Origin of the sequence: Burkholderia pyrrocinia (assembly GCF_022809715.1) — a bacterium.
GTDB lineage: Bacteria > Pseudomonadota > Gammaproteobacteria > Burkholderiales > Burkholderiaceae > Burkholderia > Burkholderia pyrrocinia_C.
Map to the genome: position 1 here is coordinate 1,325,269 of NZ_CP094459.1, position 24,826 is coordinate 1,350,094.

Annotated in this window: 26 protein-coding genes; 20 read left to right on the forward strand and 6 right to left on the reverse strand. The window is 68.3% G+C overall.

The genetic code is table 11. The features are described from left to right. Nucleotides 1-2 precede the first annotated feature (2 nt). From mdcC to MRS60_RS06315, 8 genes are all read left to right on the forward strand, one after another. On the forward strand, nucleotides 3-317 hold the full coding sequence (gene mdcC, locus MRS60_RS06280; RefSeq protein ID WP_069617090.1) for a malonate decarboxylase acyl carrier protein: 315 nt from the start codon (nucleotides 3-5) through the stop codon (nucleotides 315-317). Then, complete coding sequence (locus MRS60_RS06285; protein WP_105393001.1) at nucleotides 314-1,249, forward strand: biotin-independent malonate decarboxylase subunit beta; 936 nt, start codon at nucleotides 314-316, stop codon at nucleotides 1,247-1,249. Before mdcC ends, MRS60_RS06285 begins: the two co-directional genes overlap by 4 nt. Then, the gene (mdcE, locus tag MRS60_RS06290; protein ID WP_243565399.1) at nucleotides 1,236-1,943 is read left to right on the forward strand and encodes a biotin-independent malonate decarboxylase subunit gamma; all 708 of its coding nucleotides are present in this window, start codon (nucleotides 1,236-1,238) and stop codon (nucleotides 1,941-1,943) included. Before MRS60_RS06285 ends, mdcE begins: the two co-directional genes overlap by 14 nt. Then, entirely contained in the window at nucleotides 1,930-2,598 is a 669-nt protein-coding gene (gene mdcG, locus MRS60_RS06295) for a malonate decarboxylase holo-[acyl-carrier-protein] synthase (protein ID WP_105393005.1), read from the forward strand. The genes mdcE and mdcG overlap by 14 nt, the downstream gene beginning before the upstream one ends. After that, a complete protein-coding gene (gene mdcB / locus MRS60_RS06300; protein ID WP_243565400.1) occupies nucleotides 2,595-3,461 on the forward strand; it encodes a triphosphoribosyl-dephospho-CoA synthase MdcB in 867 nt (288 codons plus the stop codon). The genes mdcG and mdcB overlap by 4 nt, the downstream gene beginning before the upstream one ends. Continuing rightward, the gene (gene mdcH, locus MRS60_RS06305) at nucleotides 3,458-4,390 is read left to right on the forward strand and encodes a malonate decarboxylase subunit epsilon (RefSeq protein WP_243565401.1); all 933 of its coding nucleotides are present in this window, start codon (nucleotides 3,458-3,460) and stop codon (nucleotides 4,388-4,390) included. The genes mdcB and mdcH overlap by 4 nt, the downstream gene beginning before the upstream one ends. A gap of 117 nt (nucleotides 4,391-4,507) precedes the next feature. After that, a complete protein-coding gene (locus tag MRS60_RS06310; RefSeq protein WP_034183261.1) occupies nucleotides 4,508-5,029 on the forward strand; it encodes a phospholipase D-like domain-containing protein in 522 nt (173 codons plus the stop codon). A 124-nt stretch (nucleotides 5,030-5,153) separates the two neighbouring features. Next, the gene (locus MRS60_RS06315; RefSeq protein WP_243565402.1) at nucleotides 5,154-5,822 is read left to right on the forward strand and encodes a phosphoribosyltransferase; all 669 of its coding nucleotides are present in this window, start codon (nucleotides 5,154-5,156) and stop codon (nucleotides 5,820-5,822) included. On the opposite strand, the gene MRS60_RS06320 is transcribed toward MRS60_RS06315, so the two are convergent. Beyond that, the gene (locus tag MRS60_RS06320) at nucleotides 5,809-7,032 is read right to left on the reverse strand and encodes a polyhydroxyalkanoate depolymerase (RefSeq protein WP_105392998.1); all 1,224 of its coding nucleotides are present in this window, start codon (nucleotides 7,030-7,032) and stop codon (nucleotides 5,809-5,811) included. The two genes, MRS60_RS06315 and MRS60_RS06320, sit on opposite strands and share 14 nt — an antisense overlap. A gap of 165 nt (nucleotides 7,033-7,197) precedes the next feature. On the opposite strand from MRS60_RS06320, the gene MRS60_RS06325 reads away from it, so the two are divergent. Further along, the gene (locus MRS60_RS06325; RefSeq protein WP_034183264.1) at nucleotides 7,198-7,827 is read left to right on the forward strand and encodes a glutathione S-transferase family protein; all 630 of its coding nucleotides are present in this window, start codon (nucleotides 7,198-7,200) and stop codon (nucleotides 7,825-7,827) included. 192 nt (nucleotides 7,828-8,019) lie between these two features. Beyond that, entirely contained in the window at nucleotides 8,020-8,217 is a 198-nt protein-coding gene (locus tag MRS60_RS06330) for a hypothetical protein (RefSeq protein WP_034183459.1), read from the forward strand. A 109-nt stretch (nucleotides 8,218-8,326) separates the two neighbouring features. On the opposite strand, the gene proP is transcribed toward MRS60_RS06330, so the two are convergent. Next, the gene (gene proP / locus MRS60_RS06335) at nucleotides 8,327-9,811 is read right to left on the reverse strand and encodes a glycine betaine/L-proline transporter ProP (RefSeq protein ID WP_034183265.1); all 1,485 of its coding nucleotides are present in this window, start codon (nucleotides 9,809-9,811) and stop codon (nucleotides 8,327-8,329) included. Between the two features lie 542 nt (nucleotides 9,812-10,353). Between proP and MRS60_RS06340 the strand changes: the two genes are divergently transcribed. After that, nucleotides 10,354-10,686, forward strand: coding sequence for a YnfA family protein (locus MRS60_RS06340; protein ID WP_034183266.1), 333 nt, complete (start codon nucleotides 10,354-10,356; stop codon nucleotides 10,684-10,686). A gap of 25 nt (nucleotides 10,687-10,711) precedes the next feature. On the opposite strand, the gene dnaQ is transcribed toward MRS60_RS06340, so the two are convergent. Genes dnaQ through MRS60_RS06355 form a run of 3 tightly spaced genes read right to left on the reverse strand, consistent with a single transcriptional unit; the run spans nucleotide 10,712 to nucleotide 12,737 of the window. Then, a complete protein-coding gene (gene dnaQ / locus MRS60_RS06345) occupies nucleotides 10,712-11,446 on the reverse strand; it encodes a DNA polymerase III subunit epsilon (RefSeq protein WP_243565403.1) in 735 nt (244 codons plus the stop codon). A gap of 38 nt (nucleotides 11,447-11,484) precedes the next feature. Next, complete coding sequence (gene rnhA / locus MRS60_RS06350; RefSeq protein WP_034183268.1) at nucleotides 11,485-11,928, reverse strand: ribonuclease HI; 444 nt, start codon at nucleotides 11,926-11,928, stop codon at nucleotides 11,485-11,487. Continuing rightward, the gene (locus tag MRS60_RS06355) at nucleotides 11,925-12,737 is read right to left on the reverse strand and encodes a class I SAM-dependent methyltransferase (protein WP_034183269.1); all 813 of its coding nucleotides are present in this window, start codon (nucleotides 12,735-12,737) and stop codon (nucleotides 11,925-11,927) included. Before MRS60_RS06355 ends, rnhA begins: the two co-directional genes overlap by 4 nt. 18 nt (nucleotides 12,738-12,755) lie before the next feature. On the opposite strand from MRS60_RS06355, the gene gloB reads away from it, so the two are divergent. The 8 genes from gloB to MRS60_RS06395 all read left to right on the forward strand — a co-directional run bounded on the left by gloB (nucleotide 12,756) and on the right by MRS60_RS06395 (nucleotide 23,269). Continuing rightward, nucleotides 12,756-13,562 carry a hydroxyacylglutathione hydrolase gene (gene gloB, locus MRS60_RS06360; protein ID WP_175750038.1) on the forward strand — a complete coding sequence of 269 codons (807 nt, stop codon included), beginning with the start codon at nucleotides 12,756-12,758 and terminating at the stop codon, nucleotides 13,560-13,562. A gap of 151 nt (nucleotides 13,563-13,713) precedes the next feature. After that, nucleotides 13,714-15,282: a transglycosylase SLT domain-containing protein gene (locus MRS60_RS06365; protein ID WP_243565404.1), complete on the forward strand. Its 1,569-nt coding sequence runs from the start codon at nucleotides 13,714-13,716 to the stop codon at nucleotides 15,280-15,282. A 164-nt stretch (nucleotides 15,283-15,446) separates the two neighbouring features. Next, nucleotides 15,447-16,664 (forward strand): MFS transporter, encoded by a 1,218-nt coding sequence (locus MRS60_RS06370; protein ID WP_243565405.1) that lies wholly within the window; start codon nucleotides 15,447-15,449, stop codon nucleotides 16,662-16,664. A 390-nt stretch (nucleotides 16,665-17,054) separates the two neighbouring features. Further along, the gene (carA, locus tag MRS60_RS06375; RefSeq protein ID WP_243565406.1) at nucleotides 17,055-18,200 is read left to right on the forward strand and encodes a glutamine-hydrolyzing carbamoyl-phosphate synthase small subunit; all 1,146 of its coding nucleotides are present in this window, start codon (nucleotides 17,055-17,057) and stop codon (nucleotides 18,198-18,200) included. A 37-nt stretch (nucleotides 18,201-18,237) separates the two neighbouring features. Continuing rightward, the gene (leuE, locus tag MRS60_RS06380) at nucleotides 18,238-18,897 is read left to right on the forward strand and encodes a leucine efflux protein LeuE (RefSeq protein ID WP_243565407.1); all 660 of its coding nucleotides are present in this window, start codon (nucleotides 18,238-18,240) and stop codon (nucleotides 18,895-18,897) included. 49 nt (nucleotides 18,898-18,946) lie between these two features. Beyond that, a complete protein-coding gene (carB, locus tag MRS60_RS06385) occupies nucleotides 18,947-22,201 on the forward strand; it encodes a carbamoyl-phosphate synthase large subunit (RefSeq protein WP_034183275.1) in 3,255 nt (1,084 codons plus the stop codon). 118 nt (nucleotides 22,202-22,319) lie between these two features. Then, nucleotides 22,320-22,796 carry a transcription elongation factor GreA gene (greA, locus tag MRS60_RS06390; protein ID WP_021163362.1) on the forward strand — a complete coding sequence of 159 codons (477 nt, stop codon included), beginning with the start codon at nucleotides 22,320-22,322 and terminating at the stop codon, nucleotides 22,794-22,796. 14 nt (nucleotides 22,797-22,810) lie between these two features. Further along, on the forward strand, nucleotides 22,811-23,269 hold the full coding sequence (locus tag MRS60_RS06395) for a DUF4149 domain-containing protein (RefSeq protein WP_006497614.1): 459 nt from the start codon (nucleotides 22,811-22,813) through the stop codon (nucleotides 23,267-23,269). 48 nt (nucleotides 23,270-23,317) lie between these two features. Here MRS60_RS06395 and MRS60_RS06400 read toward each other — a convergent pair whose 3' ends face one another. After that, a complete protein-coding gene (locus tag MRS60_RS06400; protein ID WP_034183276.1) occupies nucleotides 23,318-23,845 on the reverse strand; it encodes a YhbY family RNA-binding protein in 528 nt (175 codons plus the stop codon). Nucleotides 23,846-24,038: 193 nt separating this feature from the next. Between MRS60_RS06400 and MRS60_RS06405 the strand changes: the two genes are divergently transcribed. Beyond that, nucleotides 24,039-24,701 (forward strand): RlmE family RNA methyltransferase, encoded by a 663-nt coding sequence (locus MRS60_RS06405; RefSeq protein WP_034183277.1) that lies wholly within the window; start codon nucleotides 24,039-24,041, stop codon nucleotides 24,699-24,701. The last annotated feature ends 125 nt before the right edge of the window (nucleotides 24,702-24,826 follow it).

Consider the following 24,826-nt stretch of genomic DNA (forward strand, 5'->3'; position numbering starts at 1 on the left):
GCATGGAACAGTTGAACTATCGCTTCACCGCGCGCGAGCGCGCGAAGGGCGAACGGGCCGCGGCGCTCGTCGGCGTGGTCGCGTCCGGCAATCTCGAAGTGCTCGTCGAGCGCGTGCTGCCGGGCAACGAATGCGAGATCGATATCCGCACCGCGGCCGTCGGCTTCGGCGCGGTGTGGCAGGCCGTCGTATCGGATTTCGTCGAGCGGCGCACGCCGGGCGGCCTGAAGCTGTCGATCAACGACGGCGGCGCGCGGCCCGACATGGTGTCGCTGCGGCTCGCGCAGGCCGTGCGCGCGATCGAGGGAGACGCATGATGACCGACGTGATCCACGACGCGCCGGCGTTCGTCGCGAACGGCGCGAGCTGGTACGAAGCGTCGGCGCGGCAGCGCATCGACGGGTTGCTCGACGCGGGCAGTTTCAGCGAATTCCTCGGGCCGGCCGAACGTGTGACGAGCCCGCACCTGCCGCTGTTCGACCTGCCGCAGCAGTTCGACGACGGGATGGTAGTCGGCCACGGCCGGCTCGACGGCCAGCCGGTGTTCGTCGCCGCGCAGGAAGGCCGCTTCATGGGCGGCGCGTTCGGCGAAGTGCACGGTGCGAAGCTCACCGGCTTGCTGCGCGCCGCGCGCGAAGTCGGCAAGCCGGTGCTGATCCTGTTCGATACGGGCGGCGTGCGGCTGCAGGAAGCGAACGCGGGCGAGCTGGCGATCGCCGAGATCATGCGTGCGCTCGTCGATGCGCGCGCGGCCGGCGTGCCGGTGATCGGGCTGATCGGCGGGCGCGCGGGCTGCTACGGCGGCGGCGGGTTGCTCGCCGCGTGCTGTTCGGCGCTCGCGGTGTCGGAGCAGGGGCGCATCAGCGTGTCGGGCCCCGAAGTGATCGAGACGAATCGCGGCGTCGAGGAATTCGACGCGAAGGACCGCGCGCTGATCTGGCGCACGATGGGCGGCAAGCACCGGCGGCTGATCGGCGGTGCGGACCGCTATGTCGCCGATACGCCCGATGCGTTCCGCGCGGCCGCGCTCGACCTGATCGGCCGTGCGCCGACGTTCGATGCGGCGATGCTGCGTGCCGAACAGGCGCGCCTCGAGGCGCGTGTCGAACGGTTCGGCGCATGCAAGGATGCGCTCGACGTATGGCGTGCGCTCGGTGCGGACACGCCCGATGCGATTCCGGGAATGCCGGACGACACATTCGCGACGCTCGCGGATCAATTGCAGGAGAGCCCGCATGACGCTCGATGAAGTCCTGAACTCGCTGTTTCCGAAAGGCCATTCGATCGCGCGCACCGGCGGCCTGCTGACGGGCCACGCGGAACTGGCCGGCACGCGCGTCGACGTGATCGGCGTCGCCGACCGTTTGCCGTTCGGCATCGACGAGGCGCTGACGCTCGCGTCGTGCGTGCTCGACACAATCGCGCGCGGCGGCGGCACGCCGATCCTCGTGCTCGTCGACAGCGACAGCCAGCGGATGAGCAAGCGCGACGAACTGCTCGGCTTGAACGAAGGGCTGTCGCATCTCGCGAAGTGCCTGATGCACGCGGATCTCGCCGGGCACCGGACGATCGGCGTGCTGTACGGCCACACGGCCGCGGGCGCATTCATCGCGACCGCGCTCGCGACGCGCACGCTGCTCGCGGTGCCGGGCGCCGAGCCGGAAGTGATGGACCTGCCGTCGATGTCGCGCGTGACCAAGCTGCCGATCGACGTGCTGAAGGAGATGGCGCGCTCGACGCCCGTGTTCGCGCCCGGGCTCGACAATCTCGTGAAGATGGGCGCCGTCGATGCGGTGCTCGATCCGGCCCGTGCGCTCGACGTGCAGGTCGTCGAATGGCTCGGCAAACCGGCCGACCGCATCGACCGGCGCGCGGCGCGCGGCCGGCCGGTTGCGGCCGACGTCGCGCGGCGCGTCGAGGAACTCGCGCGTGCCGCACGCTGAGATGCCGCTGCGCCGCCACACGCTCGTCACGCTGACGGCGGCGGGGTGGGGCGCGGCATTCGCGCGCGATCCCGCGCTCGCGGCCGATCCGCTCGTGCGCGCGTGGGCCGAACGCGGCTGGCCGCTGATCGTGCGCCGCGCGTCGCCGGACGAGGCCGATGCCGGCCGCGTGCCGCTCGGCCTGCCGCTGCCGCCTGCCGCGGGCAAGCGGCGCATCGCGCTGAACGTTGCCACCGACGCGCTCGCGACGGTCGGCCCGCTGCCCGCGCTGGCCGACGTGCTTTCCGCCGCGCCCGATGCGTGGCACGCATCGTTGCGCGAGCTCGATGCGCTCGGCGCGCGCTGCGGCGTCCAGGGCCGCGTGTTCGGCAGTCTCGCGTGGCAGGCGCTGACGGGCGAGCGATACCTGGGCGCGTCGTCCGATCTCGACATCGTGTTTCCGCTGCCGGATGCCGCGTCGCTCGCACCGCTGCTCGACGGCCTCGCGGCGATCGACGCGCGTGCGCCGATGCGCATCGACGGCGAACTGCTGCGCGCCGACGGCGCAGGCGTCAACTGGCGCGAAATGCACGCGCGGCTGCCCGAAGTCGCGGTCAAGACCGCGATCGCCGTCGAATTGATGCCTGCCGGCGCGTTCACCGGAGATGCGCGATGAGCGCATGGGCCGCCTGCCGCGTACCGGCGCCGTCCGCTGCCGAGCGCATCGCCGAGCTGGCCGAGCGCAGCCTCGTGCTCGAGATCGACACCTATCCGAAGCCGGGGCTCGTCAGCCACGTCGACACCGGCAGTCATTCGGACATGGATGCCGCAACGTTCGCGCGCAGCGCCGCCGTGCTGCGGCCGTACTTCGCGGAACTCGCCGACGCGGGCGCGCGCGATGCGGACATGGCCGTGCTGCGCAAGATCGGCCTGCGTGCCGAGCACGCGATGCTTGCGGCGACCGGCGGCGTCAATACGCATCGCGGCGCGATCTTCGGGCTCGGGCTGCTGTGTGCTGCCGCGGGCCGGCGCGCAATGCCGGGGGCCGTGCCGGGCGGAACGACGCTCGGTGCGTTCGTGTCCCGCCGCTGGGGCACCGATATTCTCGGCGGCCCGCGCTTGCCGGACAGCCATGGCGAGCGCGCGAGCCGACGCTACGGCGTCGGCGGCGCGCGTCGCGAAGCGGCGGAAGGTTTCAGGACCGTGTACGCGATCGGGCTGCCCGCGCTGCGCCGTGCGAAGCGCGACCTGCCCGACGATCCGGAAGCCGCGCGCGTCGCCGCGTGCTTTGCGCTGATCGCCGCGCTCGACGATACGAACCTGCTGCACCGGGGCGGGCAGACCGGCCTCGATTTCGCTCGGGCGACCGCGCGTGCGTTCGTCGCACGCGGCGGTGTGCGCGCCCACGACTGGCGGCTGCGCGCGGTGGCCGCGCATCGTGCGTTCGTTGCGCGCCGGCTGAGTCCGGGCGGCGCGGCCGACCTGCTCGCGATGAGTGTATTCGTCGATGCGCTCGAAGCCGACGGGGACGCGCGATGACGCTGGCGATCCTCTGTTCGGGACAAGGCGCGCAGCGCGCCGACATGTTCGACCTGACGGGCGCGGCGCCGCAGGCCGATGCGTTGTTCGCGCATGCCGGCCGGCTCCTCGGCGACGATCCGCGCGCGTGGGTCCGGCAGGCCGGACCGGACGCGCTGCGCGAGAACCGCGCCGCGCAGATTCTCTGCACCGTCCAGGCGCTTGCGGCGGCCGCGCTGCTCGACGCGGCGTGGCCGCGCCGGCGCTGCGTCGCGGGCTACAGCGTCGGCGAGGTCGCGTCTTGGAGCGTCGCGGGGATGATCGATCCGCATGACGCGCTCGATCTGGCCGACGCACGCGCGCGCGCGATGGATGCGGCGAGCGGCGGCGACGAGCGGATGGCATTCGTGCGTGGCCTGACGCGCGAGGAGCTTGCGCAGCTGTGCACCGGCCGCGACGCGGCGATCGCGATCGCGAACCCCGGCGACGCATTCGTGGTCGCGGGGCGGCAGGCCGATGTCGATGCGGTGGCCGACGGCGCCGCGCGCGCCGGTGCGCTGCGCGTCGCGCCCGTGTGCGTGCGGATCGCGTCGCACACGCGCCGGCTCGTAGCGGCCGTACCGGTATTTCGCGCGTCGCTTGCCGACGTGCGGGTGCGCAGGCTGCTGCCCGGCACGCGATTGTTTTCGGGCATCGACGGCGCGTCGGTGCTCGATATCGACGCGGGCCTCGACAAGCTCGCGCGGCAGATCGCGGAGCCGGTCGAGTGGGCGGCCTGTCTCGCCGCCTGCGTGGAGGCAGGTGCGACCGCGTTTCTCGAACTCGGCCCCGGGCGCGCGCTGGCCGAGATGGCAGGCGGCGCGTATCCCGCGCTGCCGGCGCGCAGCCTCGCGGATTTCCGTTCCGTCGACGGCGTGACGAACTGGCTCGCGCGCGTCGCGGCCGGCTGACCGGCGGCCCGAAAACCGGCCTGAAACACCCCCGCCGGGCATCCGTTCCGTACTGTGTGTTGCGCCGGCGCAGCAGCGTCGCAGGCGGCGCTTGCCACGCGAATTGGCGTCGCTACAATGGCGCCCGCCATGAGACCAGCCGCCTTCTTTTTCGCCGCGCTTTGCTGCGCGGCGAGCGCCCACGCCAGCCGGATTCCGTCCGATGCCGCATCGGTCGGCACGTATTTTTCGTATGACAACGCGGCGGCCGACGCGACCGTCGACCTGATCGAACAGGCGCAGCGCCGCGTACTGCTGGCCGGCTATACCCAGATGCCGCCCGCCGTCGCGAGCGCGCTGCGCGCGGCCCGTGCGCGCGGGATCGAGGTGCGCGTCGTGCTCGTGCGCTCACCGCGCGCGGGCAGGTACAGCGGCGCAGGCTATCTGAAATCCGCGGGCATCGACGTGGCGATCGATTCGCGGCACGGCGATCCCGCGCCGCGCTTCGTGATCGTCGACGACAGCGTCGCGCTGACGACGCTGTCCGACGGTGCGGCCGCGCACGCCGAGACGGTCAACGTGTTCCAGCGCGCGCCCGAGCTCGCGCAATCCTACGCGCAGTCGTTCTGGCGGCTGTACCGGCAGGCCGGCGGCCTCTGACCCTTTCCTCGGCGTCGTGCACGCCGGTGTGACCCCGCTTGCATCGGCGCTGCCGATGAACCATGCTCGTTGACAGGCGCCGGCGCGCGTTTCGCGCATCCGGCGCAACGGCAGGGAGCCGATCTTGACCGAGTGTTTTGCCAATCGCGCCGATGCGGGCCGCCAACTGGCCGACGCGCTGAGCGACGACTACGCGGGGCGTAGCGACGTCGTCGTGCTCGCGTTGCCGCGCGGCGGCGTGCCCGTCGCGTATCCGGTCGCCTGTGCGCTGCGCGCGCCGCTTGACGTGCTGGTCGTGCGCAAGCTCGGCGTGCCGTGCGAGCCCGAGCTCGCGATGGGCGCGATCGCAACGGGGGGCGCGATGCATCTGCAGCGTTCCGTGATCCGCTCGATGGGCGTGACCGACGCGCAGCTCGCCGACGTGATCGTGCGCGAGACGGCCGAGCTGCAGCGCCGCGAAGCGCTGTATCGCGGCGCTGCGCCGCCGCTGCCGGTCGACGGGCGCATCGTGATCGTCGTCGACGACGGCGTCGCGACCGGCGCGTCGATGCGTGCCGCGCTGCAGGCGCTGCGCGAGCGCCACCCGGCGCGGATCGTGGCGGCTGCGCCGGTCGCGCCGGCGGGCGCGGAGCACGCGTTCGACGGCCTGGCCGACGCGTTCGTCGCGGTATCGCAGCCGCGCCCGTTCTTCGGGATCAGCCAGTTCTACGCGCGCTTCGGGCAAACGAGCGACGACGAGGTGCGTACGTTGCTCGACGCGGCCCGCACGCAACGCGGCATCACACCCGCCTGATCCGGCGCGAGCGCGGCCGAGGGCGGCCGGCCTCGGCCAGCGCGAACACGCGCTGCAGCATCGGATGGACATTGCCGAGCCAGCGCGCGCCGGTAAACAACCCGTAGTGATCGCAATCGTCGACATCGACGCGATAGCGCTCGTCGGCCGCGAGGCCGCTGCACATGTCGAGTGCCGCATGCGTCTGGCCGGCGCCCGTGACCGCGTCGCATCGGCCTTCGACGGTCAGCAGCGCGACGCCGCGCAGCGCGCCCGGCTCGACGCGCCGGCCGCCGACGTCCCACGTGCCGTTCGCGAGGCACATGCGCTGGAACACGATGTCGACCGTGTCGAGGAAATATTCGGCCGGCATGTCGAGCAGCGCCGTGTATTCGAGCAGCGCGCGCCGTGCGCCGGCGAGCGCGGCCATGTCGAAGCGCGACGCGGCCAGCGCGTACGCCTCGACCAGCGACATGAAACGCTGCGGGTACATCAGCGCGATCTCGCCTTGCTGGAGATAGGTCGGGAACACTTGGCGGCCGTGCCCCGCGAAGCCGGGCGGCACGATGTCGATCAGGTGGCGGCGGCACCAGCCGAGCGAGCGGGTGGCTGCCGCGGTGCCGAGCGCGCTCGGATTCAGGCGGGGGTCGAGCGGGCCGCCGATCAGCGTGATGCTCGCGGGCGGCGCCAGGCCGCGCGCGGCGCGCAGCGCGAGCGCGCCGAGCGCCGGCACGGTCGCCTGGCACACGGCGACGACGTGCAGCGGCCGATCGTCGAGCGCGAGCCCGTCGATGAAGCCGTCGAGCGTCGCGACATACTCGTCGAGCCCGAAGCGGCCCGACGCGAGCGGCACGTCGCGCGCATTGCGCCAGTCGGTCACGCAGACGTCGCCGTCGGCGAGCAGCGTCTCGACGGTTTCCCGCATCATCACGGCCGCGTGCCCGGCGAGCGGCGCGCACAGCAGCACCGTGCGCCGCGCATCGGCGCGCGTGAAGCGCCGCAGGTCGCAGAACGGCGTGTGCGCGGCGACCCGTTCGCCGATGGCGGATCGCCCGAGGTCGAAGCGCGGCGGCCCGGCCGGCTGCCCGAGCAGCGGCTCGAACAGGTCGTCGTAACACGACGACGCGGCTTGCGGCAGCGTCGCCGCGGGCCACGCATCGAACGCGTGCCGCGTCGCCGCGCGCCAGGCGCGCATCCATTCCCGCTGCTGCTCGACGAGGGCATACCACATGGCGAACCTTGGGACGGAAGGGGCGTGAATCTGCATTATGGTCACTGTGGCCGGGTAGCGGGGCGCTGATACGTATCAAGCGGACGCGCATACGAGCACGCTAGGCGACGGCTCGCGACGCTGCTACAGTCGTCGGTCCCATTCCCCTCAAGCGGAGCGTTTGCGATGAAGCTGATCGGCATGCTGGATTCCCCGTTCGTGCGCCGTGTCGCCATTTCGGCGAAGCTGCTCGACCTGCCGTTCGAACACGAATCGATCTCGGTGTTTCGTCATTTCGAACAGTTCAGGGCGGTCAACCCGGTCGTCAAGGCGCCGACGCTCGTGACCGACGACGGCGCGACGCTGATCGATTCGTCGCTGATCGTCGACTATCTCGATCACCTGGTCGCGCCGGAGCGGCGCCTGCTGCCCGACGCCGCCGACGCGCGGCTGCGCGCGCTCGTGCCGGTCGGTTTCGCGCTGGCGGCGGCCGAGAAGACCGTGCAGGTCGTCTACGAGCAGGCGCTGCGCCCGTCCGACAAGCAGCACGCGCCGTGGATCGAGCGCGTGCTGAGCCAGCTCGAGGGCGCGTACGGCGAGCTGGAGCCGCTCGTCGCGGCCGCGAACGGCTGGTTCGGCGGCGCACGCCTGCTGCAGTCCGACGTGACGGTCGCGGTCGCGTGGCGCTTCACGCAGTTCATGGCGGCCGATTACCCGGCGCTCGCGCGAATCGATCCGGCCCGCTATCCGGCGCTCGCCGCGCATTCGGCGCGCGCGGAAGCGCTGCCGGCGTTCGTCGAAACGCCGCTCGTCTAGGCCTGGCGGCCCTTGGCGGCGGGGCGCAAGGCCGCCCCGCGCCGCTGCCTGCCGGCCGCTCGGCCGCACCCGGCAAGCCGCCGCCGATTGTTCTCGGTGGCCGACAAGTGACTTCGCATTCGCGCCGTTTATCCGGAAGCGGCCGGTCCCTAGAATCCACTCCATCGAATCACGCATTGCCAGATGGAGCCGATGATGAAAGCCCTGCTCGAATCAAGCCTGTACCACCCGTCCGTCGTGTTGCCGCTTGCCGCGCTGACGCAGTTGATGGTCGAGCGCGATTTCAATCTCGGCCAGGTCGGGCTGATCGTCGCGGCACGCGGCGCGCAGGCGGCGGTGTCGCGCTCGCGTGCGCTGATCTTCTGCCGTCACGGCGAAGCGCACGCATGAGGGCGCTCGCGGCCAAAGGATGAAAAAAAGCCCGGCCGGCGCAAGCCGGTCGGGCGGATCGGATTCGATCGGGCCCCGGCTTCGGCCGGGGCTTTTTCATGGGCGACGCTCAGGCGCGTGCGGGCGACACGACGCTGTACATCTCCGAGTCGTCGTCCTCGCGCAGCTGGCGTGCGAGCTGGTGCGCCTCGCGGCGCGTCGCGACGGCCGGCGGCGAGCCCTTCAGCGGCTGGCGCGCGGTTTCCGCGAGCGCGACGACCGACACGATGCCGATCACGGCGGCGCCCATCATGTAGTACGCGGGCATCATCAGGTTGTGCGTCACGTCGACGAGCCATGCGGTAACGAGAGGCGTCGTGCCGCCGAACAGCGATACCGACACATTGAAGCCGATCGCGAGCGCGCCGTAGCGGATCTCGGTCGGGAACAGCGCCGGCAGCGCCGACGGCATCACGCCGGTGAAGCAGGACAGCAGCACGCCGAGGACCAGCAGGCCGCCGAACACCGACGCCGTGGTGCCCGCATGGATCAGCATCATCGACGGGATCGACAGCACGAGCAGCCCGACACAGCCGGCGAGCATCACCGGCTTGCGGCCGATCCGGTCGGACAGGCGGCCGGCGAAGAGCGTCATCGGCATCATCAGCACCATCACGAGCAGCACCAGCACGAGGCTGTGCGATTCGTCGAAGTGCAGCGTCGACGACATGAAGCTCGGCAGATACGACAGCACCATGTAGTCGGTCACGTTGAAGATCAGCACGAGGCCGACGCACAGCAGCAGCGCACGCCAGTTGCGCATCAGCGTTTCGCGGAAGCGCGCCTTCGGCACGGCCTTGTCCTGCGCTTCGCGCTCTTCGGCCTGGCGCTTGAACGCGGGCGTTTCCTCGAGCTTCATCCGGATGTAGAGGCCGATCAGGCCGAGCGGGCCGGCGATCAGGAACGGCACGCGCCAGCCCCACGACAGCAGCGCTTCCTGCGACAGCGACGTGGTCAGCAGCGCGACGACGCCCGCACCCATCACATAGCCGATCAGCGTGCCGAACTCGAGGAAGCTGCCCATGAAGCCGCGGCGCTTGTCGGTCGAGAATTCGGCGATGAAGGTGGCCGCGCCGCCGTATTCGCCGCCGGTCGAGAAGCCCTGCACGAGACGCGCGACGAGCAGCAGCACGGGCGCCATGATGCCGATCGATGTGTAGCTCGGGATCAGGCCGATCGCGAAGGTGCCGGCGGCCATCATGATCATCGTCGCGGCGAGCACGCGCTGGCGGCCGATGCGGTCGCCGAGCGGGCCGAACACCATGCCGCCGAGCGGGCGCACGAGGAACGCGGCTGCGAACGTGCCGAAGGTCGCGAGCAGCTGCGCGGACGGGCTGCTGGACGGGAAGAACACCTTGCCGAGCGTGACGGCGATATAGCTGTACACACCGAAGTCGAACCATTCCATCGCATTGCCGATGGCCATCGCGCTGACGGCGCGCTTGAGCAGGCTCTGGTCGACGACGGTTATGTCGTCCGCGGCGAGCGGAGCGTCGCCGGACGAAGTGGAGGAAGAAGCAGCGGTCGGGCTGACGTGTGTTGCGGTCAAGGTCATGCACTCCTTTGACTGCGCCGGAACGGGCGGGCCGTCCGACACGGTTTGCCTGCAAGCGCGGTGTCGTGCGCGGCGCGTCGGGGCAGGCCATTAAGCACTTACTGCGCAACGGGCAGCAAAGGGCCGTAAGGGGCTGCTTCGACGCGGGCCCGATGGGCCGTCGCGACAGTGCGCTCATGAAGAATGGGCCGCGTGATGCTGGCGGCAGATGCCGGCGCGGACGGAGGTCCGGCGTTCCGGCAAGCGCCCCGAAAGGGGCAACGAAACGAGAAAAGCGGGCCTGTCGGGCGGGCTTTCCTGTGGGTGCAATTTCGGTCGAAGCGCCGGCCCGCAATGCGCGGACGGACTTCTCTCGAAATCGAATAGACAGAGATTGAATGTTGAAACAGGCGACATGTTAGCACGATGACGGATGATCGTGCAAATTGCCGGGAGACGCCCGTCTAGCGGGGCGTCCGGGGCGGCCTGCTCGGGTATGATCGGCGGCGCGCGGCGGGGCCGTGCAGCGCCCCGGCGACGGGGCCGAATTCACGAGGAACCGAATGACCGAACTGATGAGGATCGCGGCGCTGTTCGCCGCCACCGCACTGGCCGAAATCGTCGGCTGTTACCTGCCGTGGCTCGTGCTGAAGGGCAGCCGGCCGGCCTGGCTGCTGGTGCCGGCCGCGCTGTCGCTCGCGCTGTTCGCGTGGCTGCTGACGCTGCACCCGAGCGCGGCCGGACGTACTTATGCCGCGTACGGCGGCGTGTATATCGCGGTAGCGCTGGTCTGGCTGCGGGTGGTCGACGGCATCGCGCTGACCCGCTGGGATGTGGCCGGCGCGGTGCTCGCGCTCGGCGGGATGGCGGTCATCGCACTGCAGCCGCGCGCGTAAGCGCGGCCGCAGTGCGTGCCGCGCGTCAGGCCGTTTCGGCGGCGCCCGCGTCGGCGGACTTGCGCCACACGCACGTGCCCTTGACCGACTTGTCGAGTTCGTCGAGCTGCGCCTGGTGCGCGGCGAGCTCGTCGTCGCTGGCGGCCACCACCTGCAGGTCGAGCGCGGCGAGCGACACGCGCTGGCCGTTCGCCGCGCCGCCGTCGGCGCCCGCGTCGTCGAGCATGTCGATCACGAGGCTGTCCTGGCCGCGCGTCATCGCGAGATACACCTCGGCGAGCAGCTCCGAGTCGAGCAGTGCGCCGTGCAGCGTCCGGTGCGCGTTGCTGATGCCGAAGCGGTCGCACAGCGCGTCGAGCGAGTTGCGCTTGCCGGGGAACATCTGCTTGGCCTGCACGAGCGTGTCGATCACGCCGCCGCAATGTTCGGTGAACGGCGGGAGGTCGAGCCGCGCGAATTCGGCGTCGAGGAAGCCCAGGTCGAACGGCGCGTTGTGGATGATCAGCTCGGCGTCCTTCACGAAGTCGAGGATCTGGCTGGCGACTTCCGCGAACTTCGGCTTGTCGCTGAGGAATTCGGTCGTGAGGCCGTGCACGGCCAGTGCGCCCGGATCGCTGTCGCGCTCGGGGTTCACGTAGAAGTGCAGGTTGTTGCCGGTGAGCCGCCGGTTCAGCAGCTCGACGCAGCCGATTTCGATGAGGCGGTCGCCCGTGCGGGCGTTCAGGCCGGTGGTTTCGGTATCGAGAATGATCTGGCGCATGTCGGGGAAAACGAAGGAAACAGGGGAGTGGCCGGCGTTCAGGCCGTGAGCGATTCGACGCCGCGATTCGCGAGCGCGTCCGCGCGCTCGTTTTCGGGATGGCCCGCATGACCCTTGACCCAGCGCCACTCGATTTCGTGCTGCGCGACGAGCGCGTCGAGCCGCTTCCACAGGTCGGCGTTCTTCACGGGTGTCTTTGCCGCGGTGACCCAGCCTTTCTTCTTCCAGCCGTGGATCCACTCGCTGATGCCTTTCTGCACGTATTGCGAATCGGTGTGCACGATCACCTGGCACGGCCGCTTCAGCGCCTCGAGCGCGGCGATCACGCCCATCAGCTCCATGCGGTTGTTGGTCGTGTTGGGCTCGCCGCCGAACAGCTCCTTTTCACGGTCGCCGTAGCGCATCAGTGCGCCCCAGCCGCCGGGGCCGGGGTTGCCCTTGCAGGCGCCGTCGGTATAGATGTCGATCGTATCGATTGTCATGAATGTTCTTGATGGGTGGTCGGGGAGGCCGCGGGCGTCAGGCCTGGCGCGAGCACGGGTTTTTTCATCTTGATCTGGCCGACGAGGCGCATGCCGCGCACGCGCTTGACGGCCGTCACCATGTAGACGGCGCCGAAGATCGGCCACCAGCGGTCGCCCGCGGCTTCCATGAAGCCGTAGCGGGCCAGCCACTTGTCGGTGACGAGCGGCGGCCGGTAGCAGCCGAAGCGGCCGCGTTCGAGGTCGAAGCCGAGCAGCTTGATCCAGTCCTTGAGCCGGATGAACGCGATCTGGTCGCGCGTGGCCGGCACGAACGGGCGGTTCGCCATGCGCCCGAACGATTGCCGCATGCCCCACAGGCTGAGCGAATTGAAGCCGGTGATCACGAGCTGGCCTTCCGGCATCAGCACGCGCTCGGCCTCGCGCAGCAGGCGGTGCGGGTCGGACGTGAATTCGAGCGTGTGCGGCATCACGATCAGGTCGACGCTTTGCGACTCGAACGGCAGGTCGAGCAGGTCGCACCACGTCGTGCTGCGATCGGCGGGCGCGTGCTCCGGCGCGTGCGCTTCGCGCGCCCACGGATACTGGTACGGCGCGCTCGCGCCGCTCGCCGGATCGAGCACGAGGCCGCGATACGGCATGCGGTTCTCGCGCAGCGCGTCGAGCTGCGGCAGGCCGAGCTGCAGCGCGTGGAACCCGAAGACGTCGGACACGATCCGGTCGAGCTGCGCCTGCTCCCAGTCCAGCACGTAGCGGCCGGGAGGCGAGTCGGTCCAGGCGGGCCAGTCTATAATTTGACGATCAGGCATAACGATGGTTGCGCGCCCATGAACGAGCTGGAATACGTGCCGGTGCCGGCATTCGAAGACAACTATATCTGGCTCGTCTCGGACGGCCGCGATGCGATCGCCGTCGATCCGGGTGAAGCCGCGCCGGTGCGCCGGGTTCTTGCCGAACGAGGCTGGCGGTTGACCGCTATTTTACTCACGCACCATCACGCCGACCATGTCGGCGGTGTCGAGGCGCTGCGCAATAGCCAACCGGCCGATGTGCCGCTCACCGTTTACGGCCCTGCGGCCGAGGCGATCGGCGTGGTCACGCGGCCGCTTTCGGGCGGCGATCGCGTGACGCTCGACGCGCCGGCCGTCGCGTTCGACGTGCTCGACGTGCCCGGTCATACGCGCGGCCACATTGCCTATTTCCAGGCGGCCGGGCAGGGCGCTGCGGTGCCGCACGTGTTCTGCGGCGACACGCTGTTCTCGTGCGGCTGCGGCCGCCTGTTCGAAGGCACGCCCGCGCAGATGCTCGCATCGCTCGACGCGCTCGCGGCGCTGCCGGACGACACGCGCGTGCATTGCGCACACGAATACACGCTGTCGAACATCCGCTTCGCGCTCGCGTGCGAGCCCGGCAATGCGGCGCTCGCCGCGTGGCGCGACGACGCGCAGGCGCTGCGCGCGCGCGGCGTGCCGACGCTGCCGACGACGATCGCGCACGAGCGCGCGGTGAACCCGTTCATGCGCGCGGACAGCGCCGCCATCCATGCGACGCTCGAGGCCGAGCTTCACGAAACGGTGCCGGATCGTCTGGCGGCGTTTACGCTGATGCGGGAGTGGAAAAACCGGTTCAGATGATGATTTCCGGAGGACTCCAAAGCTCAAGCGGAGTCTGTAAAAATTGCTCCAAATGTAGGATTTCGCTGAGTTTTCGGTGTTTTTATTGACGTGAAGCACGCACTTCCGTAGTATCGCCAGCAATTTCCAGCCGTCGGAAGCCGAGATTTTCATGCGACTTATATTGAGTGCGATGGTGGTCCTGCTACTCGCCGCTTGTGCGAGCCAGGCTCCTGTCGCCAACAACGCCGCCGATCCGCAGGCGGCGTCCAACTACCTCCGTAAATCAGCCACCGCCAAAGAAACTGTCGACGTCGACAAGCAATCCGTCGGCGACCTGACCAGTGCGGACTCCGATCTCTGGGGCCGCATCCGTCGCGGCTTCCAGATGCCCGACCTGCAGAGCGACCTCGTCGACATGCAGACGACCTGGTACACGCAGCGTCCGGATTACGTGCAGCGCATGACCGAGCGCTCGCAGAAGTACCTGTATCACATCGTCGAGGAGCTCGAGGCGCGTCACATGCCGACCGAGCTCGCGCTGCTGCCGTTCATCGAGTCCGCGTTCAACCCGCAGGCGCTGTCGGTCGCGAAGGCGGCCGGCATGTGGCAGTTCATGCCCGGCACGGGCCGCACGTACAACCTGAAGCGCAATATGTGGCAGGACGAACGGCGCGACGTGCTCGCGTCGACGAGCGCCGCGCTCGACTACCTGTCGCGCCTGCATGACATGTTCGGCGACTGGTATCTGGCGCTGGCCGCGTACAACTGGGGCGAGGGCAACGTGCAGCGCGCGATCGCGCGCAACCAGGCGGCCGGCCTGCCGACCGACTACCAGAGCCTGCGGATGCCGAACGAGACGCGCAACTACGTGCCGAAGCTGCAGGCGGTGAAGAACATCATCGCGAGCCCGAAGCAGTACGGCCTGACGCTGCCGGACATCCCGAACCACCCGTATTTCGTGACGGTCACGACGTCGCGCGACATCGACGTCGCGGTCGCCGCGAAGCTCGCGAACCTGTCGCTCGACGAATTCCGCTCGCTGAACCCGTCGTTCTCGAAGCCGGTGATCCTCGGCGCGACCGAGCCGCAGATCCTGCTGCCGTTCGACAACGCGTCCGCGTTCGAGAAGAACCTGAAGGCATACAACGGCCAGCTTTCGACGTGGACCACCTACACGGTCAGCGAACGTGCGCGGCCGGCCGCGATCGCCGAGAAGATCGGCGTGGACGCCGATACGCTGATGTCGGTCAACAAGATTCCGGCCGGCATGCGCCTGAAGCCGGGCTCGACGATCGTCGTGCCGCGCGGCGATGACGACGACGAGGACATCAGCGCCGACGTCGCCGAAAACGGCGCGCTCGCGATGGAGCCGGACGTACCCGACACGCGCAAGATGCTGATCCGCGTGCGCCGCAAGCAGTCGATGGCGGCGATCGCCGGCCGCTACGGCGTGTCGGTCGGCCAGCTCAAGGCGTGGAACCGCACGCACCGCGATCTCGCGATGCCGGGCCAGGCGCTCGTGCTGCACGTGCCGGTCGGCCGCTCGGTGCCGGCGGAACCCGGTCCGGAGCGGATCGCAACGTCGGTCGGCAGTGCGCGCATCGAGCGCGCGAGCCTGGCGGTGGGCGGCAAGTCGCACGGCGCGAAGCGCGGCGCGGCAAAGCCGGTGGCCAAATCGACCAAAGCGGCGAAAGCTGCGCCTGCGAAGGCCGCGCCGGCCAAGGGCAAGAAGAAGTAACGCGGCTGCGAAGCGCGGCGGCCGGCCGGTCCGGGCCGCGCGATTGCGCTATCATCCGACGAATTGCAACGAAAACGCCGTCACCGAGGTGACGGCGTTTTCGTTTGTGCGCGGTGCGAGGGTGCCGCGCCGCTTCGGCAGTCTTCATATCACGAGGGGGAGCGATGTCGTCGGTGCAGCTGAGGGTGCTCGCGCTGTTTTCGGTCGGGTATTTCGTGTCGTATGTGTTTCGCGGCGTCAATCTGGGCTTCGCGCCGTTCGTCACGCATGAGCTCGGGTTGTCGGCCGCCGATCTCGGCCTGCTCACCAGTCTCTATTTCCTCGGCTTCGCGGGCGCGCAGATTCCGGCCGGCGTGATGCTCGACCACTTCGGCTCGCGCCGTGTGACGGCCGGCATGCTGCTGTTCGCGGCGGCCGGCGCCGCCGTGTTCGGCGCCGCGCACGGCATCGGCACGATGATGGTCGGCCGGCTGCTGATCGGCGTCGGCGTGTCGGTGTGTCTCGGCGCGGCGTTCAAGGCACTCGCGCAGCATTTCCCGGTCGGCCGGCTGCCGCTCGTCAACGGCCTCGTGATGGCGGTTGGCGGCCTCGGCGGCGTCGTGGTCGGTTCGCCGCTGACCTGGCTGCTCGGCTGGACGAACTGGCGCGCGATCTGTTTCGGCCTCGCGGTGCTGACGGTGGTCGTCGCGGCCTCGATCGGTTTCGGCGCGCCCGAAGCGAAGCAGGTGCGCCACCAGGGCGGGCTCGTCAGCCAGTTCAAGGGCACGTGGCACATCCTGAGCAGCCGCGCGTTCTGGAAGATCTCGTCATTCTCGGTCGTCACGCAGGGCGTGTTCTACGCGATGCAGTCGCTGTGGGTCGGGCCGTACCTGCGCGACGTCGCGGGGTTCGATGCGCCGCATGCCGCGCGCCTCGTGTCGGTGCTCGGCTTCGCGATGATGGCCGGCTGCGTCGGCTTCGGCGCCGCGGCGCGCGTGCTCGAGCGGCGCGGCGTGTCCGTCTACGCATTCTGCGGTGTCGGCATGGCGCTGTTCGTCGCGACGCAGGTCGCGATCGTCGCGCGCATGCCGTTGCCGCCGGCCATGCTGTGGGCCGGATACGGGATGTTCGGCGGCGTCGGCATCCTGACCTACGCGGTGATGGCCGGGCACTTTCCCGCCCACCTGATCGGCCGCGCGAACACGACCCTCACGCTGGTGATTTTCCTGCTGATCTTTGCGTTCCAGATCGGTGTCGGCGCGGTGCTGTCGCACTGGCCCGCGCTCGACGGCCGTTATCCGGCGGCCGCGCACCTCACCGCATGGGGCGTGCTGCTTGCGCTGCAACTCGCGAGCGCGGTCTGGTACGTGTGGCCCGCGCGCGGCGCTGGCCAAGCGCACTGATCCGGCGGTACGCTGGTAGGTGGGGCGGCTGCGGAAACGGGGCCGCAGCACGTCGAGCGTGCGCCGTTGCGCGTACGCCGTACCGCGCTGCCGGTGGCGGCGCGTGCATGATCGGACGGCCATATCGATTGAAGATAGGGCCATTTTCGGGCTATAATTTGAAAGTTTGTGCTGATCAACCTCGCACCCTAGCGCCTACCTCATTCATCCCGTTCATCCGCCGCACGCCGCCTGCCGGGCGATGCCGCGAAGCCTCGTGCGCCACGCGCCGGGTTCGCGTCTCGACAACGCAGGCCGCGTCCAGCTAGCGACTACGCGCGCCCACGCAGCGCGGCGCTCGCGCGGCAGGGTAAACAGGTCGGCAGCAGGGTGTTCCCCAAGGAGCCTCCCGTGTTGCCGTCTTTTTCTCCCGCCTTGCTTGCACTCGCCGACGGCACGGTCTTTCGTGGTTATTCGATCGGGGCCGAAGGCCATACGATCGGCGAAGTCGTGTTCAATACCGCGATCACCGGCTATCAGGAAATCCTGACTGATCCGAGCTACGCGCGCCAGATCGTCACGCTCACCTACCCGCATATCGGCAACGTCGGCGTCAACGCCGAAGACGTCGAAGCCACGAAAGTCCATGCCGCCGGCCTGATCATCCGTGATCTGCCCACGCTCGCATCGAACTTCCGCATGGACCGCACGCTCGGCGAGTACCTGCGCGACGAAGGCGTCGTCGCGATCGCCGGCATCGACACCCGCAAGCTGACCCGCATCCTGCGCGACAAGGGCGCGCAGAACGGCTGCATCCTGGCCGGTTCGGACGACGAGGCGAAGGCGATCGAGCTCGCGCGCTCGTTCCCGGGCCTCGCGGGCATGGATCTCGCGAAGGTCGTGTCGACCACGAAGCCGTTCGAGTGGAAGCAGACCGAATGGCGCCTCGGCAGCGGCTACGGCATGCAGGAAGCGCCGAAGTACCGCGTCGTCGCGTACGATTTCGGCGTCAAGTACAACATCCTGCGCATGCTCGCGGAGCGCGGCTGCCAGGTGACGGTGCTGCCGGCGCAGGCGAGCGCGGCCGATGCGCTCGCGCTGAATCCGGACGGCATCTTCCTGTCGAACGGCCCCGGCGATCCGGAGCCGTGCGATTACGCGATCGCGGCCACGAAGGAATTCATCGAGCGCGGCGTGCCGACCTTCGGCATCTGCCTCGGCCACCAGATCATGGGCCTCGCGGTCGGCGCGAAGACGCTGAAGATGAAGACGGGCCACCACGGCGCGAACCATCCGGTGAAGGATCTCGGCGACGGTCGAGTCGTGATCACGTCGCAGAACCACGGCTTCGCGGTCGATGCGGATTCGCTGCCGGCCAACGCGCGCGTGACGCACGTGTCGCTGTTCGACGGCACGCTGCAGGGCTTCGAGCTGACCGACAAGCCGGCGTTCTGCTTCCAGGGCCACCCGGAAGCGTCGCCGGGCCCGCACGACATCGGCTATCTGTTCGACCGTTTCACCGCGCTGATGGACGCGGCGAAGCAGCGCAACGCCTAACGCAACCGAAGCAACCGAAGGACGGGAGATTCGCATCATGTTCGGCCACGCACTCGGCATCACGGATATCTGGACCTACGTGTTCGGCGTGATCTTCATCATCCTGCTGCCGGGGCCGAACTCGATGTACGTGCTGTCGCTCGCGGCGCAGCGCGGCGTGAAGGCCGGCTATCGCGCGGCCTGCGGCGTGTTCGTCGGCGACACGGTGCTGATGGTGCTGTCCGCCGCGGGCGTCGCGTCGCTGCTGAAGACGAATCCGCTGCTGTTCTCCGTCGTCAAGTACGGCGGCGCCGCGTACCTGCTCTACATCGGCACCGGCATGCTGCGCAGCGCGTGGCAGAAGCTGCGCACGTCGGCGGGCGGGCCCGCCGAGGCGCCGCAGGCGGTCGACGGCGAGCGACCGTTTCGCAAGGCGCTGATCGTGAGCCTGCTGAATCCGAAGGCGATCCTGTTCTTCATCTCGTTCTTCATCCAGTTCGTCGACCCGGCATTCCCGCATCCCGCGCTGTCGTTCGTCGTGCTCGGGGCGATCGCGCAAAGCGCGAGCTTCCTGTACCTGAGCACGCTGATCTTCGCGGGGGCGCGGCTCGCCGAGCACTTCCGCCGCCGCCGCAAGCTCGCGGCAGGCGCGGCGAGCAGCGTGGGCGGCCTGTTCATCGGTTTCTCGGTGAAGCTCGCGCTCGCGACCATGAGCTGAGCGCTGCCGGCCGACCCACGACAACGATTACTTATTGAATTCACAAGCCATGCCAAAACGCACAGACATCAAGAGCATCCTCATCATCGGCGCCGGCCCGATCATCATCGGCCAGGCGTGCGAGTTCGACTATTCGGGCGCGCAGGCTTGCAAGGCGTTGCGTGAGGAGGGCTACAAGGTCGTTCTCGTCAACAGCAACCCGGCGACGATCATGACCGACCCGAACACGGCCGACGTGACCTACATCGAGCCGATCACGTGGGAAGTCGTCGCGCGCATCATCGAGAAGGAGCGCCCGGACGCGATCCTGCCGACGATGGGCGGCCAGACCGCGCTGAACTGCGCGCTCGACCTGCATCACCACGGCGTGCTCGAGAAGTTCGGCGTCGAGCTGATCGGCGCGTCGCCGGAAGCGATCGACAAGGCGGAAGACCGCCAGAAGTTCAAGGAAGCGATGACCAAGATCGGTCTCGGCTCCGCGAAGTCGGGCATCGCGCACTCGATGGAAGAGGCGACCAAGGTGCACGCCGAGATCATGGCGGGCACCGGCGGCAGCGGCTACCCGGTCGTGATCCGTCCGTCGTTCACGCTCGGCGGCTCGGGCGGCGGCATCGCGTACAACCGCGAAGAGTTCGAGGAAATCTGCAAGCGCGGTCTCGACCTGTCGCCCACGCGCGAGCTGCTGATCGAGGAATCGCTGCTCGGCTGGAAGGAATACGAGATGGAAGTCGTGCGCGACCGCGCCGACAACTGCATCATCGTCTGCTCGATCGAAAACCTCGACCCGATGGGCGTGCACACCGGCGACTCGATCACGGTCGCACCGGCGCAGACGCTCACCGACAAGGAATACCAGATCCTGCGTAACGCATCGCTCGCGGTGCTGCGCGAGATCGGCGTCGACACGGGCGGTTCGAACGTGCAGTTCTCGATCAACCCGAAGGACGGCCGCATGGTCGTCATCGAAATGAACCCGCGCGTGTCGCGTTCGTCGGCGCTCGCATCGAAGGCGACCGGCTTCCCGATCGCGAAGGTCGCCGCGAAGCTGGCGGTCGGCTACACGCTCGACGAGCTGAAGAACGAAATCACCGGCGGCCAGACGCCGGCGTCGTTCGAGCCGACGATCGACTACGTCGTCACGAAGATCCCGCGCTTCGCGTTCGAGAAGTTCCGTGAAGCCGATTCGCGCCTGACGACGCAGATGAAGTCGGTCGGCGAAGTGATGGCGATCGGCCGCACGTTCCAGGAATCGTTCCAGAAGGCGCTGCGCGGCCTCGAAGTCGGCGTCGACGGTCTCGACGAGAAGTCGACCAACCGCGACGAGATCGCGATCGAGATCCACGAGCCGGGCCCGGACCGCATCTGGTATGTCGGCGATGCATTCCGCATCGGCATGACGGCCCAGGAAATCTTCGCGGAAACCGCGATCGACCCGTGGTTCCTCGAGCAGATCGAGCAGATCATCCTGAAGGAAAAGGCGCTCGCGGGCCGCACGCTCGCGTCGCTGACGTTCGACGAGCTGCGCTACCTGAAGCAGAGCGGCTTCTCCGACCGCCGCCTCGCGAAGCTGCTCGGCGCGACGCCGGAAGACGTCCGCAAGCGTCGCGTCGAGCTGAACGTGCGCCCGGTCTACAAGCGCGTCGACACCTGCGCGGCCGAATTCGCGACGAAAACCGCGTACATGTACTCGACCTACGAGGAAGAGTGCGAGGCGCAGCCGACCACGAACAAGAAGATCATGGTGCTGGGCGGCGGCCCGAACCGGATCGGCCAGGGCATCGAGTTCGACTACTGCTGCGTGCACGCGGCGCTCGCTATGCGCGAGGACGGCTACGAAACGATCATGGTCAACTGCAACCCGGAAACGGTGTCGACCGACTACGACACGTCCGACCGCCTGTACTTCGAGCCGCTGACGCTCGAAGACGTGCTCGAGATCGTCGACAAGGAAAAGCCGGTCGGCGTGATCGTCCAGTACGGCGGCCAGACGCCGCTGAAGCTCGCGCTCGACCTCGAGGCGCACGGCGTGCCGATCGTCGGCACGTCGCCGGACATGATCGACGCGGCCGAAGACCGCGAACGCTTCCAGAAGCTGCTGCAGGACCTCGGCCTGCGCCAGCCGCCGAACCGCACCGCACGCGCCGAAGACGAAGCGCTCAAGCTCGCCGAGGAAATCGGCTATCCGCTGGTCGTGCGCCCGTCGTACGTGCTGGGCGGCCGCGCGATGGAAATCGTCCACGAGCCGCGCGACCTCGAGCGCTACATGCGCGAGGCCGTGAAGGTGTCGAACGATTCGCCGGTGCTGCTCGACCGCTTCCTGAACGACGCGATCGAGTGCGACGTCGACTGCATCTGCGACGGCGAGGCCGTGTTCATCGGCGGCGTGATGGAGCACATCGAGCAGGCGGGCGTCCACTCGGGCGACTCGGCATGCTCGCTGCCGCCGTACTCGCTGTCGAAGGAAACCGTGGCCGAGCTGAAGCGCCAGACGGGCGCGATGGCGAAGGCGCTGAACGTGGTCGGCCTGATGAACGTGCAGTTCGCGATCCAGCAGGTGCCGCAGGCGGACGGCTCGAAGCAGGACATCATCTACGTGCTCGAAGTGAACCCGCGCGCGTCGCGCACGGTGCCGTACGTGTCGAAGGCGACCAGCCTGCCGCTCGCGAAGATCGCGGCGCGCGCGATGGTCGGCCAGAAGCTCGCGCAGCAGGGCGTGACGAAGGAAGTCGAGCCGCCGTACTTCAGCGTGAAGGAAGCCGTGTTCCCGTTCGTCAAGTTCCCGACCGTCGATCCGGTCCTCGGGCCTGAAATGCGTTCGACCGGCGAAGTGATGGGCGTCGGCCAGACGTTCGGCGAAGCGCTGTTCAAGTCGCAGCTCGCGGCCGGTTCGCGCCTGCCGGAGTCGGGCACGGTGCTGCTGACCGTGATGGACGCCGACAAGCCGAAGGCCGTCGAAGTCGCACGCATGCTGCACGACCTCGGCTACCCGATCGTCGCGACCAAGGGCACGGCTGCCGCGATCGAAGCGGCCGGCGTGCCGGTGAAGGTCGTGAACAAGGTGAAGGACGGTCGTCCGCACATCGTCGACATGATCAAGAACGGCGAGATCGCACTCGTGTTCACGACGGTTGACGAGACGCGCCAGGCGATCGCCGATTCGCGTTCGATCCGCATGAGCGCGCAGGCGCACAAGGTCACGTACTACACGACGATGTCGGGCGCGCGCGCGGCCGTCGAAGGCTTGCGCTACCTGAAGGATCTGGAAGTCTATGATTTACAAGGTCTTCACGCTCGCCTAAACTAAGCAGTCAGTTACCTGTCGAAGCAATACGTGCCGCGGTTAAGCGGTGTTTCCGGTTCGCCGGAAACGCGCTTAATCGCGGTGATTTTTTTTAAAGCCGTTTTTAGCGATTGAGCCGTTTATGAGCACCATTCCGTTGACAAAGCGTGGCGCAGAGCAACTGCGCGATGAATTGCAGCGCCTCAAATCCGTCGAGCGGCCGGCCGTGATCAACGCGATCGCGGAGGCCCGCGCACAGGGCGATCTGTCCGAAAACGCCGAATACGATGCCGCGAAGGAAAAGCAGGGCTTCATCGAGGGTCGTATCGCGGAAATCGAATCGAAGCTGTCGGCCGCGCAGGTCATCGATCCCACCGTGCTCGATGCCGAAGGCCGCGTGGTCTTCGCGTCGACGGTCGAACTCGAGGATCTCGAGTCGGGCGACACCGTCAAATACCAGATCGTCGGCGACGACGAAGCCGATATCGATCACGGCCTGATCTCGGTCAGCTCGCCGATCGCGCGCGCACTGATCGGCAAGTCCGAAGGCGACGTCGCGGCCGTGCAGGCGCCGAGCGGCGTGCGCGAATACGAAATCATCTCGGTCAGCTACATCTGAAACGGGGCGACGTGATGCCGCATCGCGTGTTCCGTCTGCTGTCGGCCGTGTGGGTCGGCAGCCTGCTGACGATCGGGTATGCGGTCGCGCCCGTGCTGTTCAAGACGCTGGAGCGGATGACGGCCGGTTCGGTCGCCGCCCAGCTGTTCCGTATCGAGGCGATCCTCGGTGTCGTGTGCGGCGTGCTGCTGCTCGCGTTGTCGAACCAGCAGGTGCGGCGCGGCAGCAGCGAATATCGTCGCGTGCGCTGGATCGTCGCCGCGATGGTCGTGTGCGTGCTGGTCGGGTATTTCGCGCTGCAGCCGTTCATGAACGCGCTGCGGGTGGCCGCGATGGACGCGGGCACCGATATCGCGAATTCGCCGTACGCGAGTCGCTTCGGGATGCTGCACGGTGTCTCGAGCGTGTTCTATCTCGTCGAGAGCGTGCTGGGGCTGATGCTGATCTGGCGTCTGCCGGCGCGCGACGCCTGAGCGCAGCGCGGGCAGCGCGGCACGGTGCGACCGTGCCGCGGACGCGTTTTACTTGTCCTGGAACGGTCGCTTGGTGCTTGCCTGGCGCTTTTTCGCGCGCTTCACGGTGCCGCCCGCCGTCACGCGTTCGTTGCCGCGCACGACGACCTTCGTCGGCTTCGGACGACGCACGGGGCTCGCGTTCGGCGATACCTTGACGACCTTGACCGTGCGCGGTGCGCGGCCTTTCCTGTCGTCGGCGGCTTCGGCCGCGCTCGGCAGCGTGCCGGCGCGACGGCCGCGGGCCGGGGCCGCTGCAGGGGCCTCGGGCTTCCAGATCACCAGCAGCTTGCCGATGTGCTGGATCGGCGCCGCGCTCAGGCGGTCGCAGATCTCGTCGTAGATCGCGATGCGTTCGTCGCGCTCGTCGCCGAACACGCGGATCTTGATCAGCTGGTGCGCGGCGAGGTGCACCTTGATTTCCTTCAGCACGGCGTCGGTCAGCCCTTCGGCGCCGATCAGCACGACGGGCTTGAGCGCATGGGCCTGGGAGCGCAGCGCGGAGCGCTCGGCGGGAGAAAGCGAAAGGGCGGGCATGGAAATGTCGAAATCTAAATAAGGGCACGCGGCCTGAAAAGCGATCGCGGGAAGTTACCGCGTCAGCCGTGCGCCGAAACCACGTAAAATCGCGGCTTGGGCCTGAAAAGGGGCCGCAGCCGCGCGAAGAAGACGCGTATTATCCGCTAAAAGCGCGGCTTCACGAAGCAAATGGCAGCAATCTCTCTCTCGAATGGCAAAAAACCGCTTTAACCAGCACTGGCTGCACGACCACATCAACGACCCGTACGTCAAAATGGCGCAGCGGGAGGGCTATCGCGCGCGTGCCGCGTACAAGCTGAAGGAAATCGACGAGCAGGACAAGCTGGTCCGTCCGGGCCAGGTGATCGTCGATCTCGGCGCGACGCCGGGCAGCTGGAGCCAGTATGCCCGCAACAAGCTCGCGCAGGGCAAGAAGCGCGACACCGAGCGCGAAGGCGGCATCGACGGCACGATCATCGCGCTCGACCTGCTGCCGATGGAGCCGATCGCCGACGTCCACTTCATCCAGGGCGACTTCCGCGAGGACGAAGTGCTCCACCAGCTCGAGGAAGTGCTCGAAGGCCGCGCGGTGGACCTTGTTATTTCGGACATGGCCCCCAACCTCTCCGGTGTGGCCTCGGCGGACGCGGCGCGCATCGAGCATCTCTGCGATCTGGCGCTCGAATTCGCGCAGAACCATCTGAAGCCGGACGGTGCGCTGCTCGTGAAATGCTTTCACGGCAGCGGCTACAGCCAGATCGTCGAGAAATTCAAACAGCAGTTTAAGACCGTCGCGCCGCGCAAGCCCAAGGCGTCCCGCGACAAATCGTCCGAAACGTTCATTTTGGGTCGGCATCTGAAGCATCCGCGCTGATGCGCGGCGGGGTGCCGCAAACGGGCTCCGGCCCTTGCCGGACAAGCGAAGCGCTATCGCGGCGGTTGTCAATGCTTATGGCGAGGGTGGTCGGACTGGATTAGAATGACCGAGGGGCGCCGCAA

What these genes read in the sequence shown, in the direction of transcription:
- mdcC (WP_069617090.1), top strand. Translation starts at nt 3, where the DNA reads ATGGAACAGTTGAACTATCGCTTCACCGCGCGCGAGCGCGCGAAGGGC.
- MRS60_RS06285 (WP_105393001.1), top strand. Translation starts at nt 314, where the DNA reads ATGATGACCGACGTGATCCACGACGCGCCGGCGTTCGTCGCGAACGGC.
- mdcE (WP_243565399.1), top strand. Translation starts at nt 1,236, where the DNA reads ATGACGCTCGATGAAGTCCTGAACTCGCTGTTTCCGAAAGGCCATTCG.
- mdcB (WP_243565400.1), top strand. Translation starts at nt 2,595, where the DNA reads ATGAGCGCATGGGCCGCCTGCCGCGTACCGGCGCCGTCCGCTGCCGAG.
- mdcH (WP_243565401.1), top strand. Translation starts at nt 3,458, where the DNA reads ATGACGCTGGCGATCCTCTGTTCGGGACAAGGCGCGCAGCGCGCCGAC.
- MRS60_RS06310 (WP_034183261.1), top strand. Translation starts at nt 4,508, where the DNA reads ATGGCGCCCGCCATGAGACCAGCCGCCTTCTTTTTCGCCGCGCTTTGC.
- MRS60_RS06320 (WP_105392998.1), bottom strand. Translation starts at nt 7,032, where the DNA reads ATGTGGTATGCCCTCGTCGAGCAGCAGCGGGAATGGATGCGCGCCTGG.
- MRS60_RS06325 (WP_034183264.1), top strand. Translation starts at nt 7,198, where the DNA reads ATGAAGCTGATCGGCATGCTGGATTCCCCGTTCGTGCGCCGTGTCGCC.
- MRS60_RS06330 (WP_034183459.1), top strand. Translation starts at nt 8,020, where the DNA reads ATGATGAAAGCCCTGCTCGAATCAAGCCTGTACCACCCGTCCGTCGTG.
- proP (WP_034183265.1), bottom strand. Translation starts at nt 9,811, where the DNA reads ATGACCTTGACCGCAACACACGTCAGCCCGACCGCTGCTTCTTCCTCC.
- MRS60_RS06340 (WP_034183266.1), top strand. Translation starts at nt 10,354, where the DNA reads ATGACCGAACTGATGAGGATCGCGGCGCTGTTCGCCGCCACCGCACTG.
- dnaQ (WP_243565403.1), bottom strand. Translation starts at nt 11,446, where the DNA reads ATGCGCCAGATCATTCTCGATACCGAAACCACCGGCCTGAACGCCCGC.
- rnhA (WP_034183268.1), bottom strand. Translation starts at nt 11,928, where the DNA reads ATGACAATCGATACGATCGACATCTATACCGACGGCGCCTGCAAGGGC.
- MRS60_RS06355 (WP_034183269.1), bottom strand. Translation starts at nt 12,737, where the DNA reads ATGCCTGATCGTCAAATTATAGACTGGCCCGCCTGGACCGACTCGCCT.
- gloB (WP_175750038.1), top strand. Translation starts at nt 12,756, where the DNA reads ATGAACGAGCTGGAATACGTGCCGGTGCCGGCATTCGAAGACAACTAT.
- MRS60_RS06365 (WP_243565404.1), top strand. Translation starts at nt 13,714, where the DNA reads ATGCGACTTATATTGAGTGCGATGGTGGTCCTGCTACTCGCCGCTTGT.
- MRS60_RS06370 (WP_243565405.1), top strand. Translation starts at nt 15,447, where the DNA reads ATGTCGTCGGTGCAGCTGAGGGTGCTCGCGCTGTTTTCGGTCGGGTAT.
- leuE (WP_243565407.1), top strand. Translation starts at nt 18,238, where the DNA reads ATGTTCGGCCACGCACTCGGCATCACGGATATCTGGACCTACGTGTTC.
- carB (WP_034183275.1), top strand. Translation starts at nt 18,947, where the DNA reads ATGCCAAAACGCACAGACATCAAGAGCATCCTCATCATCGGCGCCGGC.
- greA (WP_021163362.1), top strand. Translation starts at nt 22,320, where the DNA reads ATGAGCACCATTCCGTTGACAAAGCGTGGCGCAGAGCAACTGCGCGAT.
- MRS60_RS06395 (WP_006497614.1), top strand. Translation starts at nt 22,811, where the DNA reads ATGCCGCATCGCGTGTTCCGTCTGCTGTCGGCCGTGTGGGTCGGCAGC.
- MRS60_RS06400 (WP_034183276.1), bottom strand. Translation starts at nt 23,845, where the DNA reads ATGCCCGCCCTTTCGCTTTCTCCCGCCGAGCGCTCCGCGCTGCGCTCC.
- MRS60_RS06405 (WP_034183277.1), top strand. Translation starts at nt 24,039, where the DNA reads ATGGCAAAAAACCGCTTTAACCAGCACTGGCTGCACGACCACATCAAC.